This window comes from Actinomadura latina NBRC 106108 (assembly GCF_001552195.1).
GTDB lineage: Bacteria > Actinomycetota > Actinomycetes > Streptosporangiales > Streptosporangiaceae > Spirillospora > Spirillospora latina.
The window spans coordinates 152,142-166,748 of sequence record NZ_BCQS01000027.1 but is presented as its reverse complement, the minus strand read 5'-3'; the positions used below and the strand labels follow the sequence as shown (position 1 = coordinate 166,748).

The window sequence follows — 14,607 nt, the reverse complement described above, 5'->3', positions numbered from 1 at the left end:
GTCAGCCGCCGATCGCCGACATGGGCCGGGCGGGCTGCAGGAACGACGGATCGTCGATGCCGTGCCCGGCGCGCTTGGCCCACACCGCCTTGCGCCAGCGGTCGGCCAGTTCGGTGTCGGTGGCGCCGCCGCGCAGCGCGTCCCGCAGGTTGGACTCCTCGGTCGCGAACAGGCAGTTGCGGATCTGCCCGTCGGCGGTGAGCCGCACCCGGTCGCACGCGCCGCAGAACGGCCGGGTCACCGAGCCGATCACGCCGACCGTCTCCGGGCCGCCGCCGATCACGAACGACTCGGCGGGCGCGCTGCCCCGGTCGTGCTCCTCGTCCGGGGCCAGGTCGAACTCGGCGGACAGCCGCGCGAGGATCTCGTCGGCGGTGATCATGTTCTCGCGGGTCCAGCCGTGCTGGGCGTCCAGCGGCATCTGCTCGATGAACCGCAGCCGGTAGCCGCGCTCCAGGCAGTACCGCAGCAGCGGAACGGCCTCGTGGTCGTTGATCCCGCGCATCAGCACGGTGTTGACCTTCACCGGTTCCAGCCCGGTGTCCTGCGCCGCCGCGAGCCCCTTCAGCACGTCGTCCAGCCGGTCGCGGTGCGCGAGGCGCTTGAACGTGTCGCGGTCGAGGGTGTCGAGGGACACGTTCACCCGGTCGAGCCCCGCCTCGGCCAGCGGCGCGGCCAGCCGGTCGAGCCCGATGCCGTTGGTGGTCAGCGAGATCTGGGGACGCGGGCTCAGCTGCGCCGTCCGCCGCACGATGTCCGGCAGCCCGCGCCGCAGCAGCGGCTCGCCGCCGGTGTAGCGGACCTCGGTGATCCCGAGGTCGCGGACGGCGAGGCCGACCAGCCGGATCACCTCGTCGTCGGTGAGCAGCTCCGGCTTGGGCAGCCAGTCCAGTCCCTCCGGGGGCATGCAGTACGAGCATCGCAGGTTGCAGCGGTCGGTGAGCGAGACCCGCAGGTCCGTCGCGGTACGGCCGAATGTGTCGACCAGCACGGGCGCCCCTTCCTGCTGACCGGCGGCCCGGACGTGAAGGCCCGCCGGAGAATTGCGGTCGGACACACCAGCCTATTGCGGTGGTTGACGTTTCGTCGCATCCCGGTGGACCGTGACGTTCTGTCGACCATCGAGGAGGCCGGAGTGACGACGATACGCGAGTGGGAGTTCGCCGGGACGCGGGGCGCGATCACCGCGCGGATCTGGGCGGACGGCGATCCGCGCTACGTCGCGGTGCTCGTGCACGGCTACGGCGAGCACCTCGGCCGCTACGACCACGTCGCGGACGTCCTCGTCCGGCACGGCGCCGTCGTCTGCGGCCCCGACCACATGGGCCACGGGCGCTCCGCCGGCGACCGCGTCCTGATCGAGGACTACGAGGACGTCGTCGCCGACGTCCACACGGTCGTGGAGTCGGCGCGCGGCGACCATCCCGGCCTGCCCGTCGTCATGATCGGACACTCGATGGGCGGCCTGATCGCCGCCCGGTACGCCCAGCTGCACGGGAGCGGCCTCGCCGCCCTCGTCCTCTCCGGTCCCGTCCTCGGCCGCTGGCACGCCGTCAGCGAGCTGCTCCCCCTGGACGAGATGCCGGACGCGCCCATCGACACCGCCACGCTCTCCCGCGACCCGGCCGTCGGCGAGGCCTACACCGAGGACCCGCTCGTCTGGCACGGCCCCTTCAAGAAGCCCACGATCAGGGCTCTCGACACGGAGCTCCGCCGCATCGGCGACCACGGCGCCCTGGGCGCACTGCCCACCCTCCACGTGCACGGCGAGGACGACCGGCTCGTCCCGCTGGAGGGCACCCTCACCGGCATCGAGGCGATCCGCGGCGACGACCTGACGCAGCGGATCTACCCCGCCGCCCGGCACGAGGTCTTCAACGAGACGAACCGCGACGAGGTCCTCGCCGACGTCACCGCCTTCATAGACCGCGCCCTCGGCCGGCGCTGAACCGCGCCGCCGCCACGTCCTCAGCCCTTCACGCAGATGAGCTGGCGGAGGCGGGCCACCACCTCGACCAGGTCGGACTGGGCCTCGATGACCGCCTCCAGGTCCTTGTAGGCGCCGGGGATCTCGTCGACGACGCCGCCGTCCTTGCGGCACTCGACGCCCCTCGTCTGCTCGATCAGGTCGTCCACGGTGAAGCTCTTGCGGGCCTTGTTGCGGCTCATCCGGCGGCCCGCGCCGTGGGACGCGGAGTTGTACGCCGTCTCGTTGCCGAGGCCGCGGACGATGTAGGTGCCGGTCGCCATCGAGCCCGGGATGATCCCGAGGTCGCCGCGGCCCGCGCGGATCGCGCCCTTGCGGGTGACGAGCAGCTCCTCGCCGCCGTACACCTCCTCCGCCACGTAGTTGTGGTGGCAGGAGATGACCTCGCCCCACGTGCAGCGCTGCTCGCCGAACCGCTGGGTCACGACGTTCTGCGCGAGCGCCATCATGACGGCGCGGTTGCGGCGCGCGTACTCCTGCGCCCAGAACAGGTCGTGGCGGTAGGCGTCCATCTTGGCGGTGCCGGTGAGGAACACGGCGAGGTCGTTGTCCGGAAGGTCCTGGTTGTGCGGGAGCTTGCGGGCGGCCTCGATGTGGTGCTCGGCCAGCTCGTTGCCGATGTTGCGCGACCCCGAGTGCAGGACGAGCCAGATCGCGCCCTCGCCGTCCGCGCACAGCTCCAGGAAGTGGTTGCCGCCGCCGAGCGTGCCCATCTGCTGGCGGGCGCGGCCGTGCCGTGCCCGGACCGCCGGATGCAGGTCGTCGAGCTGCTTCCAGAAGTCGTACCAGCCGCGCTCCTTCAGGTTGGGCAGCGCGGACGGGTCGACGGCGTTCTTGTGGGAGCCGCGCCCGACCGGGATCGCCTTCTCCAGGCGGTGCCTGAGGCTGGCCAGGTCGTCCGGCATGTCCTCGACCGTGAGGGACGACTTGACCGCGGTCATGCCGCAGCCGATGTCGACGCCGACGGCCGCCGGGGACACCGCGTCCTTCATCGCGATGACCGAGCCCACGGTCGCGCCCTTGCCGTAGTGGACGTCGGGCATGACCGCGAGGCCCTCCACCCACGGCAGGGCGGAGACGTTGCGGAGCTGGTCGAGGGCGAGGTCCTCGACGGTGGAGGGGTCGGTCCACATCCGGATGGGAACGCGGCCGCCCTCGAGCGTCTGGTACGGCATGCCTTCTCCTTGATCGACGGGAACCGGACCGCGATCTATGAGGCCAGAATCACCGGTCGCCGTTCAACCGGTTTTCCCGTCATGGAGGGGTTCATGACCGTCCGGCGCCGCGGCGTTCGGTGAGGCCGAGCCGGTCCAGGTGGCGCAGCAGGGCGACGGCGACGCGGCGGCCGGTGCCCAGCGCCTCGGCGGCCTGGCCGGGCGTGAACGGCTGCGGCAGGCCGTCCAGGACGCGCAGCGCCTCCCGGTCGGCGCCGGGCAGCAGGACGATGCCGCCCTCGTCATCGGGGACGTCCTCCTCGGAGATGCGCAGGACCGCCCCGGCGCGCTCGGCGGCGGCGAGGAGGTCGCCGGTGAGGCCCAGTTCTTCGAGCCGCCCGGCGGACGGCGGTGCGAAGGGGGCGTCCGCGAGGCCGGCGCGGAGCCGCTCGACGGCCTCGGTCCAGGGCGGCGGCGGTGTCGCGGCGATCGCGGTCGGCGCCGCGGCGGCCGCGGGGGCGGGGCCTGGGCCGGTCGCGGGGCCGTAGACGCGGCCCGCGTCCACCCGCAGCGGCGGCCGGACGAGCGCGGTGACGAGCTGCCGGGCCGGGAGGCCGAGCCGCAGCCGGACGGTCTCCAGCGGGATGCCGGGCGCGTGCGGGCTGCCCGCGGCGTGCCGGGACGTCTCCTCGGCGAGGCGGTCGAACAGCGACGACCAGTGCGCCGGGTCGGCGACCCACCCGCCGTCCAGAGCGACGGCGTCCGGCGGCGGCGCGCACCCCATCAGCGACAGCTCCGAGCGCCGCAGCACGCCGTGCCGCTTCAGCACGATCGCGCCGTCCGGCCGGTCCGGCCAGGACGACAGCTCCCGCGCGCGGGCCGCTCCCGCGCCGCGCCGCACGAGGGTCGGCGGCCGGACGTCCAGCACGCTCACCCCGGCGATCGAGCGGCGCGCCGGGTCGCGCAGGACGCCGGTGTCGCCGAGGTGCAGGGCGAGCCGGGTGTTCAGGGTCAGCCGTGCCGTGTCGGGGCCCAGCGGGCGCAGCCCGACCGGGACCGCGGCGGACCCGAGGTGCAGCGTCAGCCGCCGCGCGAGCCGCCCGGACGCCTCGCCGAACCGGGTGCGGACGTCGACGCAGGTGGTGTGGGTCCAGGCGCCGGGCGTGACGAGGGCCATGCCGCCGTCCACGCGGCCCGCGTCGCGGAGCGTCAGCACGACGCGGGAGACGCCGCCGACCGTGTCGCACGGCTCGCCGGCGCAGCCGATCGTCCGGACGCGGACGCGGTCCCCGGCGGGCATGAGCAGCAGTTCGCCGCCCACCGCGACCGTCCCGGCGGCGAGGGTGCCGGTGACGACGGTCTGCCGCCCGGCGGTGAACGCGTGGTCGACCCACAGCCGCACCGGAGCGCCCGGGTCGGGGACGGGGAGGCGGGCGGCGAGCCGGTCGAGGGCGGCGGTCAGTTCGCCGATCCCGGCGCCGGTGACGGCGCTGACGGCGACGGCCTCGACGCCGCGCAGCGCGGTGCCGGCGAGCCGCTCGCGGACCTGGCGCAGCGCGAGCCGCGCGTCGGCAAGGTCGGACTTGGTGACCGCGAGGACGCCGGCCCGGATCCCGAGCGCGCCGAGGGCGTCCAGATGCTCGGCGGTCTGCGGCATCCACCCCTCGTCGGCGGCGACGGCGAGCAGCGCGGCGGGCGCGGGCGCCGCGCCGGCGAGCATGGCCGGGACGGACCGCTCCCCGCCCGCGACGTCGACGAACGCCACGCGCCGCCCCGACGGCAGATCCGTCCAGGCGCCCGTCTCCCCCGGCTCCTTGCCGGTGAGGGCGCGCACGAGCGCCGACTTGCCGTGCCCACCGTGACCGGCGGTGGTGACGACCTGCATCAGCGTCCTTTCCGGGCCGAGACGCGAAAGGCCGTGCGGGGGGATTCAACGCGGGGGTCGTGCAGACGGGGTTCGCCCAAGAGAGGGTCCACGGAAGGCAACCCTAGGGACGCGGTGGCCCCGCGCAAAACCGGATCGGGCCCGCGGCCCGGACCGGAAATGCCCACTGACCTCACGCAAACCACAAACGACCAGAAATCGTCGCCGGTTCAGTCGCGTCCGGAACCGGCATGGCCCGGCCGCGCGGCGTCCGCATGGGCCGCGAAGTCGTCGACCATCCGGTGGACGAGCCCGGCCAGCCGCTCCCGGTCGCCGGGCGGCCACGCGGCGAGGGCCTCGGCGATCCAGCGCCGCCCGGACGCCCGGATGCACTCCACCGCCTCCCGCCCGGACGCGCTCAGCGTCACCCGCCGGCACCGGCCGTCGTCGGGATCGGGCACCTGCTCGACGTACCCGGCCCGCTCCAGCCGCTGCACCTGCCGGGTGACGTGCGGCGCCTCCACCGCCAGCGCGGCGGCCAGCTCGCCGGGCCGCATCGGGCCGCCGCTGTCGGCCAGCGCGCGCAGCACCGGGACGGCGGCGCGCTCGACCGGAACCCCGGCGGCGACGACGGTCCGGTCGTGCTGCCGGGCGCGGGTGAGCAGGTGCGCGACGCGGCTGAGCGCCCGCTCGATCTCCACGATCCCGAGCTCGGCCGACTCCGGGGGCACCACTGGCGACATGCCGCAAACCCTACCCCTCTACACTTACTTAACTTAAGTAAGCACAGTGCCCGCGCGGCCGGGACCCCGCCCGGCGGACGGCCCGCACCTGTTCCATCGCCCACCACCTGCTCCATCGCCCACGGGGAGGTTCGCATGACCGGCGCCCCGGCCACGGCGCGCACGGCGAGCGGGCGCCCGCCCGCGGACCCGGCGCGCACCGGCCGCACCCTGCTCGCGCTCGCCGCGGCCGGGATGGTCGTCTCGGTGCAGCAGACCCTCGTGCTGCCGCTGCTGCCCCAGCTCATGCACCGCTTCGACGCCCCGATCACCGACGTGACCTGGGTCTTCACCGCGTCGCTGCTGGCCGGCGCGGTCGCCACCCCGCTGCTGACGCGGTTCGGCGACATGTACGGCAAGAAGCGGATGATCATGCTCGCGCTGGTCCTGCTGCTGACCGGCTCGGTGGTCTGCGCGGTGTCCGGCTCGCTGCCGGTCCTCGTCGCCGGGCGCGCCCTGCAGGGCGTCTCGTCCGCGATGATCCCGCTCGCCATCGGCATGATCCGGGACGCCTTCCCGCGCGAGCGGATCACCACGGCGATCGGCGTCGTCAGCGCCACCATGGGCGTCGGCGGCAGCGCCGGCATGATCGTGACCGGGCTGATCGCGGTCCGCACCGACAGCCACCGGCCGGTGTTCTGGATCACCGCCGCGCTCGGCGCCACCGCGCTGGCGCTGGTCGCGGCGTGCGCCCGCGACACCGGCGGGCGGCCCGGCGGGCGGCCCGACATCCCGGGCGCGGCGCTGCTGGCCGCCTGGCTGGTCTGCCTGCTGCTCGCCATCAGCGAGGGCAACGCGTGGGGCTGGACGTCCGGCGGCGTCCTCGGCCTGTTCGCCGCCGCCGGCGTGCTGTGCGCCGTGTGGGTCGCGGTCGAGCTGCGGGTCCGCGCCCCGCTGGTGCGGCTGAACCTGCTGGTCGGCGCCCGGTCGCTGTCGGCCAACCTCGTCTCGGCGCTGCTCGGCTTCTCGATGTTCGCCGCGTTCACGCTGATCGCCGGGTTCGTGCAGGCGCCGTCCGCGCAGGTCGGGTACGGGCTGGACGGCTCGGTGCTGGACGTCGGCCTCTACATGCTGCCGAGCACCGTCACGATGCTGGTGTTCTCGTGGACGTCCGGGCGCATCGTCGGCCGGATCGGCACCGCCTACACCCTCGCGGTCGGGTCGGCGTTCGCCGGGCTGTGCTACGCGTGGCTGGCGGTGTCCAACTCGCACGTGTACGACATGCTCGCGTTCAGCGCGATCCAGGGCATCGGGTTCGGGATCGCCTACGCGGCGCTCGGCACGCTCGCCATCCAGCACGTCCCGATGGACCAGAGCGGCATCGCCAGCGGCATCAACTCGCTCGTCCGCACCACCGGCGGGAGCATCGCCGGGGCCGTCACCGCGTCGGTCCTGGCCGGGCAGGTGATCGCCGGGACCGAGGTGCCCGCGCTCGGCGCCTACGAGCTGTGCTTCTGGATCGTCGCGGCGGGCGCCGGCCTGGCCGCCGTCATCGCCGTCGCGCACGCGCTCCGGCACCCCGGCTGACCGCCGCGCCCCGCCGGCCGCCGGGCGCCGGAGCGGGACCGGACGGCGCGGGCCCTTGACGAACGGCCCCCGGGCCATGCCCTATAGGGATGCGGCCCATCGCCGATCAGGGCCGCAGCGCAGACCGGGCCAGGGACCCGCCACCGGGAGGACCACATGGGCGCCTACGCGGCCGCGTACGAACGCAGCATCGCCGACCCGACCCGCTTCTGGGGGCTGGCGGCGCGCGACGTCCGCTGGGTCGTCCCACCGGACCGGGTGCTGGACGACGGCGCACCGCCGTTCTACCGCTGGTTCACCGGCGGTGAGCTGAACACGTGCGACAACGCGCTGGACCGGCACGTCGAGGAGGGCCGCGGCGACCAGGCCGCGCTCATCTACGACAGCCCCGTCACCGGGACGGTGCGCACCTACAGCTACCGGGAGCTGACCGGCCTGGTCGCGCGGTTCGCCGGGGCGCTGCGCGCGCAGGGCGTCGACCGCGGCGACCGCGTGGTCGTCTACCTGCCGATGATCCCGGAGGCGGTCATCGCGATGCTGGCGTGCGCCCGGCTCGGCGCGGTGCACTCGGTGGTCTTCGGCGGGTTCGCGGCGCGGGAGCTGGCCGTCCGCATCGACGACGCCCGGCCGAAGGCGGTCGTGTCGGCGTCCTGCGGGATCGAGGCGGGCCGGATCGTCGCCTACAAGCCGCTACTAGACCAGGCGCTGGAGATGGCGCGGCACAAGGTCGAGCGGTGCGTGATCCGGCAGCGCGAGCAGCTGCACGCCGACCTGGCCAGGCCGCGCGACGTCGACTGGGACGAGGCCGTCGCCGCCGCCGAGCCCGCCGAGTGCGTGCCCGTCGCCGCGACCGACCCGCTGTACATCCTGTACACCTCCGGGACGACCGGGCGGCCGAAGGGCGTCGTCCGCGACAACGGCGGGCACGCGGTGGCGCTGCGCTGGTCGATGGAGAACGTGTTCGGCGTCGGGCCGGGCGACGTGTTCTGGGCCGCGTCCGACGTCGGCTGGGTCGTCGGGCACTCCTACATCGTGTACGCGCCGCTGCTGACCGGCTGCGCGACCGTCCTGTACGAGGGCAAGCCGGTGGGGACGCCGGACGCGGGCGCGTTCTGGCGCGTCGCCGCGCAGCACCGGGTGAAGGCGCTGTTCGCCGCGCCGACCGCGATCCGGGCGGTCAAGAAGGAGGATCCCGAGGGCGCGCTGCTCGCCGGGCACGACCTGTCGGCGCTGGACACGCTGTTCCTCGCCGGGGAGCGGCTCGACCCCGACACCTACCGGTGGGCGTCGCGGATCCTGGACCGCCCGGTCATCGACCACTGGTGGCAGACCGAGACCGGCTGGCCGATCGTGGCGAACCTGCGCGGGCTGGAGCCGATGCCGGTCAAGGCGGGGTCGCCCTCCGTGCCGGTGCCCGGCTACGACGTGCGGATCCTCGGCCAGGACGGCGCGCCGGTGCCGCCCGGCACCGACGGCGACATCGCGATCCGGCTGCCGCTGCCGCCCGGCACGCTGCCCACCCTGTGGCAGGACGACGAGCGGTTCGTCGAGTCGTACCTGACGAAGTTCCCGGGGCACTACCTCACCGGGGACGGCGGGCACATCGACGAGGACGGCTACGTGTGGGTGATGGGCCGCACCGACGACGTCATCAACGTGGCCGGGCACCGCCTGTCGACCGGGACGATGGAGGAGGTCATCTCGTCCCACCCCGCGGTCGCAGAGTGCGCGGTGATCGGCGTCCACGACTCGCTGAAGGGGCAGATCCCGCGGGGGCTCGTCGTGCTCAAGAGCGGCGTCCTCGCCGAGCCCGGGGAACTGGCCGCGGAGCTGGTCGAGATGGTGCGCGACCAGGTCGGGCCGGTCGCGGCGCTCAAGGAGATCGCCGTCGTCCCGGCGCTGCCGAAGACCCGCTCGGGCAAGATCCTGCGAGGCGTGATGCGCGGCATCGCCGACGGCCGGGAGGTGACCGTGCCGTCCACGATCGAGGACCCCGGCGTCCTGGACGTGCTGCGCCCCGTCCTGCGCCGCGGTTAGGGGCGCCCGCCGGTCCGCTTCGGCCAGAACGCCGCCACCAGGCAGACGCCGGCGGCCGCGAGCACGATCTGCAGGACGGTCTCCCACGGGCTCCAGCCGCCGCCGGCGAGACCGAACACCTGGGCCAGGCCCGTCCCGGCGAACGCCGCGACGACGCCGGCCGCCATCAGGAGCCAGCCCGGCATGCCCGGCCGGCCCGGCACGAGCAGCCTCCCGAGAGCACCGATCACCGCGCCCAGGACGACGGCGGCCACGAGCCCCCCGATGGTCATGCGCGCTCCTCACTCCCCCGTCCCGTGGGAACGGTGCCTGAACCCCTACCCGTGTCCCCGGCGGCGACACGACCGGGGCGGCGTCAGCGGACGACGAGCGCGTGCCGCCCGCGCGGGACCAGTTCGCCGATGACCGGCGCGCCCGGGACCTCGCCGGCGACGAGCAGCCCGCCGGAGGTCTGCGCGTCGGCCAGCAGCAGCCGCTCCTCCTCGGCGATCCGGCGGAAGTCGGTGTGCGGGGACACCCACGACAGGTTCCGCCGCGTCCCGCCGGGCACGAACCCGTCCCGGACGGCGGGCCGCGCCCCGTCCAGGTAGGGGACGGCGGAGGCGTCGACGACGGCGGTGACGCCGCTAGCCCGCGCGACCTTGTACAGGTGGCCGAGCAGCCCGAAGCCGGAGACGTCGGTGGCGCACACGGCGCCGCGCTCCAGCGCGGCGACGCTCGCCTCCGCGTTGAGGCGGACCATCGTCTCGACCGCGTGCGGGAACACCTCGCCGGTGGCCTTGTGCCGGGCGTTGAGGACGCCGCTGCCGAGCGGCTTGGTCAGCGACAGCGGGACGCCGGGGCGGCCCGCGTCCAGGCGCAGCAGCCGGCCGGGGTCGGCGACGCCGGTCACCGCCAGGCCGTACTTGGGCTCGGGGTCGTCGATGCTGTGCCCGCCCGCGATCGGGCAGCCGGCGAGCGCGGCGACGTCCCGTCCGCCGCGCAGCACCTCGCGGGCCAGTTCGGCGGGCAGCGCGTCGACGGGCCAGCCGAGCAGGTTGAGCGCCATCAGCGGCTCACCGCCGACCGCGTAGACGTCGGAGAGCGCGTTCGCGGCGGCGATGCGGCCCCAGTCGTAGGCGTCGTCGACGACGGGGGTGAAGAAGTCGGCGGTGGACACCACCGCCCGGTCGCCGCTGATCCGCAGCACGGCCGCGTCGTCGCCGTCGGCGCCGCCGACGACCAGCGAGTCGTCCCCGCCGGTGAGGCCGGTCACGACCCGCTCCAGCACCCCGGGCGGGATCTTGCATGCGCAGCCGCCGCCGTGCGCGTACTGCGTCAGGCGTGCGACGGGGGCGAGGCGGGTCACCCGCACGATTTAACGCACAACTACCGCAAATGATCAAGAAACGGACAGTACGGGCCTCGTTACCGGGGAGCGAACTTCCCGCCCGACCAGCGGGGAAATCCGGGAAGGTCTTGTCCGAACGACGTTCGGCATGATGCGATTCACTCTCTTGCAAGTTATCACTTACTTATTGAGGGGCGACATGGGGATTCGCGAACAGGGCGCCGAACCCGACCAGGCCGTCGCGGGCCGGACCGTCTGCACGAGCCTCGCGGAGACCGCCGCGCGGCACGGCGGCCGGCCGGCGTACTCCGACCGCATCGGCGGCGAATGGAAGACCCTGACCTGGGCCGATACCCGGACACGCGCGCTGGAGACGGCCGCCGGGTTCGCCGCCCTCGGCCTGGAGCCCGGCGACGTCGTCGCGCTGATGATGCCGAACCGCTCCGAGCACGTCCTGGCCGACCTCGGCGCCGTCCACGCGGGCGGCGTGCCGGCCACCGTCTACGCGACGCTCGCGCCGGACCAGGTCGCGTTCGTGGCCGTGCACTGCGCGGCCAGGTACGCCGTCCTGGACGGCAAGGACCAGCTCGACCGCTGGCTGCCCGTCCTGGACCGGCTGCCCGGGCTGCGCAAGATCATCGTGGTGGACGCGGCCGCCTGCCCGGCCGGCGACCGCTACCTCACCTGGGACGCCTTCACCGCCCTCGGCCGCGAGCGGCTCGCCACCGACCCGGCCGAGATCGACCGCCGCTGGCAGGCCGTCAAGCCCGGCGACACCGTCACCCTGCTCTACACGTCCGGCACCACGGGCGACCCCAAGGGCGTCCTGATCACCCACTCGATGGTGCTGCACGAGGCGGCGATGGTGAAGCGCAGCTCGATGCTGCCCGACCACCCCGCTGGCGTCTCCTACCTGCCCTTCGCGCACATCGCCGACCGCGTCCTGAGCTACTACCTGCCGGTCACGCTCGCCTCCCACGTCCACTTCTGCCCGGACCCGACGCAGCTCGGCGCGATCCTCAAGGACGTGCGCCCGCACTCCTTCTTCGGCGTGCCGCGCATCTGGGAGAAGCTCATGGCGGGCATCCAGGCCGTCCTCGCCGCCGAGCCGGACGAGGCCAAGAAGCAGGCGGTCGCCGCCGCCCTCGAAGCGGGCCGCGCCCACGTGCGGGCCCAGGAGTTCGGCAACACGCCCACTCCCGAGATCACCGCCGCCTTCGAGCAGGCCGACAAGGCCGTCCTCACCCCGATGCGCGCCCTCCTCGGACTGGACCGCGTCCGGCAGGCCTCCAGCGCCGCCGCGCCGCTGCCCCTGGACGTCGCCCGCTTCTTCTCCGGCCTCGGCCTGAAGATCTTCGACGCCTACGGGATGACCGAGACGACGGGCGCCATCACCGCCAACCTCGCCGACGCCTTCAAGCTCGGCACCGTCGGCCGAGCCTTCGACGGCGTCGAACTGAGGCTCGCCGACGACGGTGAGATCCTCGTCCGCGGCGCCACCTGCACCCCCGGCTACCTGAACCGCCCGGACGCGACCGCCGACCTGATCGACCCCGACGGCTGGGTGCGCACCGGCGACGTCGGCCGGCTGGACGCCGACGGCTTCCTCACCGTCGTCGACCGCAAGAAGGAACTGATCATCACCGCGGGCGGCGAGAACATCGCCCCGTCCCTCATCGAGAACCACCTGAAGGAGCACCCGCTCGTCGGCCAGGCCCTCGCCTTCGGCGACCGCCGCCCCTACGTCGTCGCCCTCATCACCCTCGACGGCGAGGTCGCCCCCGTCTGGGCCGCCGCCCACGGCATCGACACCACCGACCTCGCCGCCCTCGCCGACCACCCCCTCGTCCGGGAGGAGGTCGCCAAGGCCGTCGAGGACGCCAACGTCCGCCTGGCCCGCGTCCAGCAGGTCAAGAAGTGGCGCCTGCTCCCCGCCGAGTGGACCGCCGAGAGCGAGGAACTGACCCCGACCCTCAAGCTGAAGCGCCGCGTCGTCCACACCAAGTACTCCCCCGACATCGAGGCCCTCTACGAGGGCTGACCCCGCGGGCTAAGATCACTGGCGGAGGCGTGTGAGCGCCTGGTGGCCTCCCCGGCCTTCAAAGCCGACGGTCCCGAGGATCTCGGGACGGCGGGTTCGATTCCCGTACGCCTCCGCTGCGCGCCGTCCCCCGGCGGCGGGGGACGGCGTAGCGTGGGGGGTGTGCGGGGGCGGAAGATCGCTTATGGCGTCATGATGGGGACGTGCCTCACGCTGTTCGTGCTGGCGTGGGCCGTCGTGCGCCACTGGTCGCACACCGCCGCGCTCGTGATGTCGGCGGTGGCGCTGGTCATTCCGCCGTTCGCGGCGATCGTGGCGAACTGGAGCATCGACCGCCGCGACTGAGGGCTACTCGGCGCCCTTCGGCTGCGGCGGCTCCTTCATGGTGAAGCGGACCTGGTCCCCCTCGACCGAGGTGACGGTGACGATCAGCGGGTAGTCGCGGCCGTTGCCGTCCTGGACGGTGCATTCGATGGTGGCGCCGACCTCGCCCTTGAGGTCCGCTGGGCATTCGGCGGTGGCCGGCCCGATGCCGCCGTCGTCGAAGGGCTGGCTGAACTTGGCGACGATCTGATTCTCCACCTTGGCGGCCGAAACGGTCTTGGTGCCGATGGAGACGCTCTTGTTCACCTCGCAGGCGGTGGTGGCCAGGGCCAGCGCGCCGAGCAGGGCGGGCATGAGCAGGAACTTGCGCATCGGTGTCGTGACTCCTCGCGTCGTGCGGCGCCCCGGTCCCCGTGGGGCGCGCTTTGGCACGTTCCGATGATCGGTTCCGGCCCGACCCGGCGACCAGGGTGTTCCGTCCCGAGTAAGAAAGGACCCGAAACAGGACAAGATGGGCCGAACTTTTCGTTACTCGCGAGTTTCCGGGGTACGGTCCGGTCCATGGGGCGGATCACCGTGCGCAAGCCCGTGCTGCGGCTGAGTACGAGCGGGGTGCGGGGGCGCAGGCCCGACACCCTGGCGGTGGAGGAGCCGCTGGAGATACGGGTCGCCGGCAAGCCGCTCACGATCACGATGCGCACGCCGGGGCACGACTTCGATCTCGTGGCCGGCTTCCTGGCGGCCGAGGGTGTGATCGGGGGCGCGCAGGACCTGGCGGCGATGCGGTACTGCGCCGACACGGCGGAGCAGAACACGCTGGACGTCGTGCTGGCGCCCGGGGTGGAGCCGCCGGACGACTCCATGACCCGGGCCTTCACGACGACCAGCGCGTGCGGGGTGTGCGGGAAGTCGAGCATCGAGGCGCTGCGCACCGACCGGCCGTACGAGGTGGGCGAGGATCCGGTGCGGGTGTCGCCGGAGGTGCTCGCGGTGCTGCCGGAGCGGCTGCGGGAGGCGCAGCGGGTGTTCGACCGGACGGGCGGGCTGCACGCGGCCGGGCTGTTCGACGCGGACGGCGGCCTGCTCGCGCTGCGGGAGGACGTCGGGCGGCACAACGCGGTCGACAAGGCCGTCGGGTGGGCGCTGCGGCAGGGGCGGCTGCCGCTCACCGGGACCGTGCTCATGGTGAGCGGCCGCGCGTCGTTCGAGCTGACGCAGAAGGCGATGTCGGCGGGCGTCCCGGTGCTGGCGGCGGTGTCCGCGCCGTCGTCGCTGGCGGTGGAGCTCGCGGAGGACGCCGGGATGACGCTGGTCGGTTTCCTGCGGGGCCAGACCATGAACGTTTACGCGGGCGCGGAGCGAATCGCCCTGTGAGGAACGGCGGTTGTCACCCCAGGCCGAAAACCAAGCGGTAACTTGTTGGTTCGGCCGCAAGAAACCACACGGTCCGCAAGAGTTGACTGCTCCCCCAATGGCATACGCACGCGCGGAGGCGAGGACGGCATGACGAGGCCCCTGACAGACGGCGGAGCCGGCATCGATGAGCGCCATCCGCCGATCA

Annotated in this window: 13 protein-coding genes and 1 tRNA gene; 7 read left to right on the top strand and 7 right to left on the bottom strand. The window is 73.8% G+C overall.

Annotation, left to right across the window (positions count from 1 at the left end; genetic code table 11):
• Position 1: 1 nt before the first annotated feature.
• On the bottom strand, positions 2-991 hold the full coding sequence (gene moaA, locus AL2_RS28720) for a GTP 3',8-cyclase MoaA (RefSeq protein WP_067639006.1): 990 nt from the start codon (positions 989-991) through the stop codon (positions 2-4).
• Between the two features lie 144 nt (positions 992-1,135).
• Between moaA and AL2_RS28715 the strand changes: the two genes are divergently transcribed.
• A complete protein-coding gene (locus AL2_RS28715) occupies positions 1,136-1,948 on the top strand; it encodes an alpha/beta hydrolase (RefSeq protein ID WP_067639077.1) in 813 nt (270 codons plus the stop codon).
• A gap of 20 nt (positions 1,949-1,968) precedes the next feature.
• Here the strand turns inward: AL2_RS28715 and AL2_RS28710 are convergent, their stop codons facing one another.
• The 3 genes from AL2_RS28710 to AL2_RS28700 all read right to left on the bottom strand — a co-directional run bounded on the left by AL2_RS28710 (position 1,969) and on the right by AL2_RS28700 (position 5,748).
• On the bottom strand, positions 1,969-3,162 hold the full coding sequence (locus tag AL2_RS28710; protein WP_067639004.1) for an RtcB family protein: 1,194 nt from the start codon (positions 3,160-3,162) through the stop codon (positions 1,969-1,971).
• 91 nt (positions 3,163-3,253) lie between these two features.
• On the bottom strand, positions 3,254-5,026 hold the full coding sequence (locus tag AL2_RS28705) for a SelB domain-containing protein (RefSeq protein WP_067639002.1): 1,773 nt from the start codon (positions 5,024-5,026) through the stop codon (positions 3,254-3,256).
• A gap of 209 nt (positions 5,027-5,235) precedes the next feature.
• The gene (locus tag AL2_RS28700) at positions 5,236-5,748 is read right to left on the bottom strand and encodes a MarR family winged helix-turn-helix transcriptional regulator (RefSeq protein ID WP_067639000.1); all 513 of its coding nucleotides are present in this window, start codon (positions 5,746-5,748) and stop codon (positions 5,236-5,238) included.
• 135 nt (positions 5,749-5,883) lie between these two features.
• On the opposite strand from AL2_RS28700, the gene AL2_RS28695 reads away from it, so the two are divergent.
• Positions 5,884-7,314 (top strand): MFS transporter, encoded by a 1,431-nt coding sequence (locus AL2_RS28695; protein WP_067638998.1) that lies wholly within the window; start codon positions 5,884-5,886, stop codon positions 7,312-7,314.
• A 156-nt stretch (positions 7,315-7,470) separates the two neighbouring features.
• Positions 7,471-9,351, top strand: coding sequence for a propionyl-CoA synthetase (locus AL2_RS28690; RefSeq protein WP_067638996.1), 1,881 nt, complete (start codon positions 7,471-7,473; stop codon positions 9,349-9,351).
• Here AL2_RS28690 and AL2_RS28685 read toward each other — a convergent pair.
• The gene (locus AL2_RS28685) at positions 9,348-9,623 is read right to left on the bottom strand and encodes a transglycosylase (RefSeq protein ID WP_067638994.1); all 276 of its coding nucleotides are present in this window, start codon (positions 9,621-9,623) and stop codon (positions 9,348-9,350) included. The two genes, AL2_RS28690 and AL2_RS28685, sit on opposite strands and share 4 nt — an antisense overlap.
• An 83-nt stretch (positions 9,624-9,706) precedes the next feature.
• Positions 9,707-10,699, bottom strand: a complete 993-nt coding sequence (selD, locus tag AL2_RS28680) for a selenide, water dikinase SelD (protein ID WP_067638992.1) — start codon at positions 10,697-10,699, stop codon at positions 9,707-9,709.
• Positions 10,700-10,880: 181 nt separating this feature from the next.
• Here selD and AL2_RS28675 point away from each other — a divergent pair, with 181 nt between their 5' ends.
• From AL2_RS28675 to AL2_RS36815, 3 genes are all read left to right on the top strand, one after another.
• Positions 10,881-12,722, top strand: coding sequence for an AMP-dependent synthetase/ligase (locus tag AL2_RS28675; protein ID WP_067638990.1), 1,842 nt, complete (start codon positions 10,881-10,883; stop codon positions 12,720-12,722).
• Positions 12,723-12,745: 23 nt separating this feature from the next.
• Positions 12,746-12,839, top strand: a tRNA-Sec gene (locus tag AL2_RS28670).
• A 45-nt stretch (positions 12,840-12,884) separates the two neighbouring features.
• Entirely contained in the window at positions 12,885-13,067 is a 183-nt protein-coding gene (locus AL2_RS36815; RefSeq protein WP_083946995.1) for a DUF3099 domain-containing protein, read from the top strand.
• 3 nt (positions 13,068-13,070) lie between these two features.
• Here the strand turns inward: AL2_RS36815 and AL2_RS28665 are convergent, their stop codons facing one another.
• Entirely contained in the window at positions 13,071-13,418 is a 348-nt protein-coding gene (locus AL2_RS28665) for a DUF4333 domain-containing protein (protein WP_067638988.1), read from the bottom strand.
• A gap of 189 nt (positions 13,419-13,607) precedes the next feature.
• Here AL2_RS28665 and fdhD point away from each other — a divergent pair, with 189 nt between their 5' ends.
• A complete protein-coding gene (fdhD, locus tag AL2_RS28660) occupies positions 13,608-14,420 on the top strand; it encodes a formate dehydrogenase accessory sulfurtransferase FdhD (RefSeq protein ID WP_067638986.1) in 813 nt (270 codons plus the stop codon).
• Positions 14,421-14,607: the final 187 nt, after the last annotated feature.

Coding starts and splice junctions, on each gene's coding strand:
- AL2_RS28710 (WP_067639004.1), bottom strand. CDS start 3,162: ATGCCGTACCAGACGCTCGAGGGCGGCCGCGTTCCCATCCGGATGTGG.
- AL2_RS28705 (WP_067639002.1), bottom strand. CDS start 5,026: ATGCAGGTCGTCACCACCGCCGGTCACGGTGGGCACGGCAAGTCGGCG.
- AL2_RS28700 (WP_067639000.1), bottom strand. CDS start 5,748: ATGTCGCCAGTGGTGCCCCCGGAGTCGGCCGAGCTCGGGATCGTGGAG.
- AL2_RS28695 (WP_067638998.1), top strand. CDS start 5,884: ATGACCGGCGCCCCGGCCACGGCGCGCACGGCGAGCGGGCGCCCGCCC.
- AL2_RS28690 (WP_067638996.1), top strand. CDS start 7,471: ATGGGCGCCTACGCGGCCGCGTACGAACGCAGCATCGCCGACCCGACC.
- AL2_RS28685 (WP_067638994.1), bottom strand. CDS start 9,623: ATGACCATCGGGGGGCTCGTGGCCGCCGTCGTCCTGGGCGCGGTGATC.
- AL2_RS28675 (WP_067638990.1), top strand. CDS start 10,881: ATGGGGATTCGCGAACAGGGCGCCGAACCCGACCAGGCCGTCGCGGGC.
- AL2_RS28665 (WP_067638988.1), bottom strand. CDS start 13,418: ATGCGCAAGTTCCTGCTCATGCCCGCCCTGCTCGGCGCGCTGGCCCTG.
- fdhD (WP_067638986.1), top strand. CDS start 13,608: ATGGGGCGGATCACCGTGCGCAAGCCCGTGCTGCGGCTGAGTACGAGC.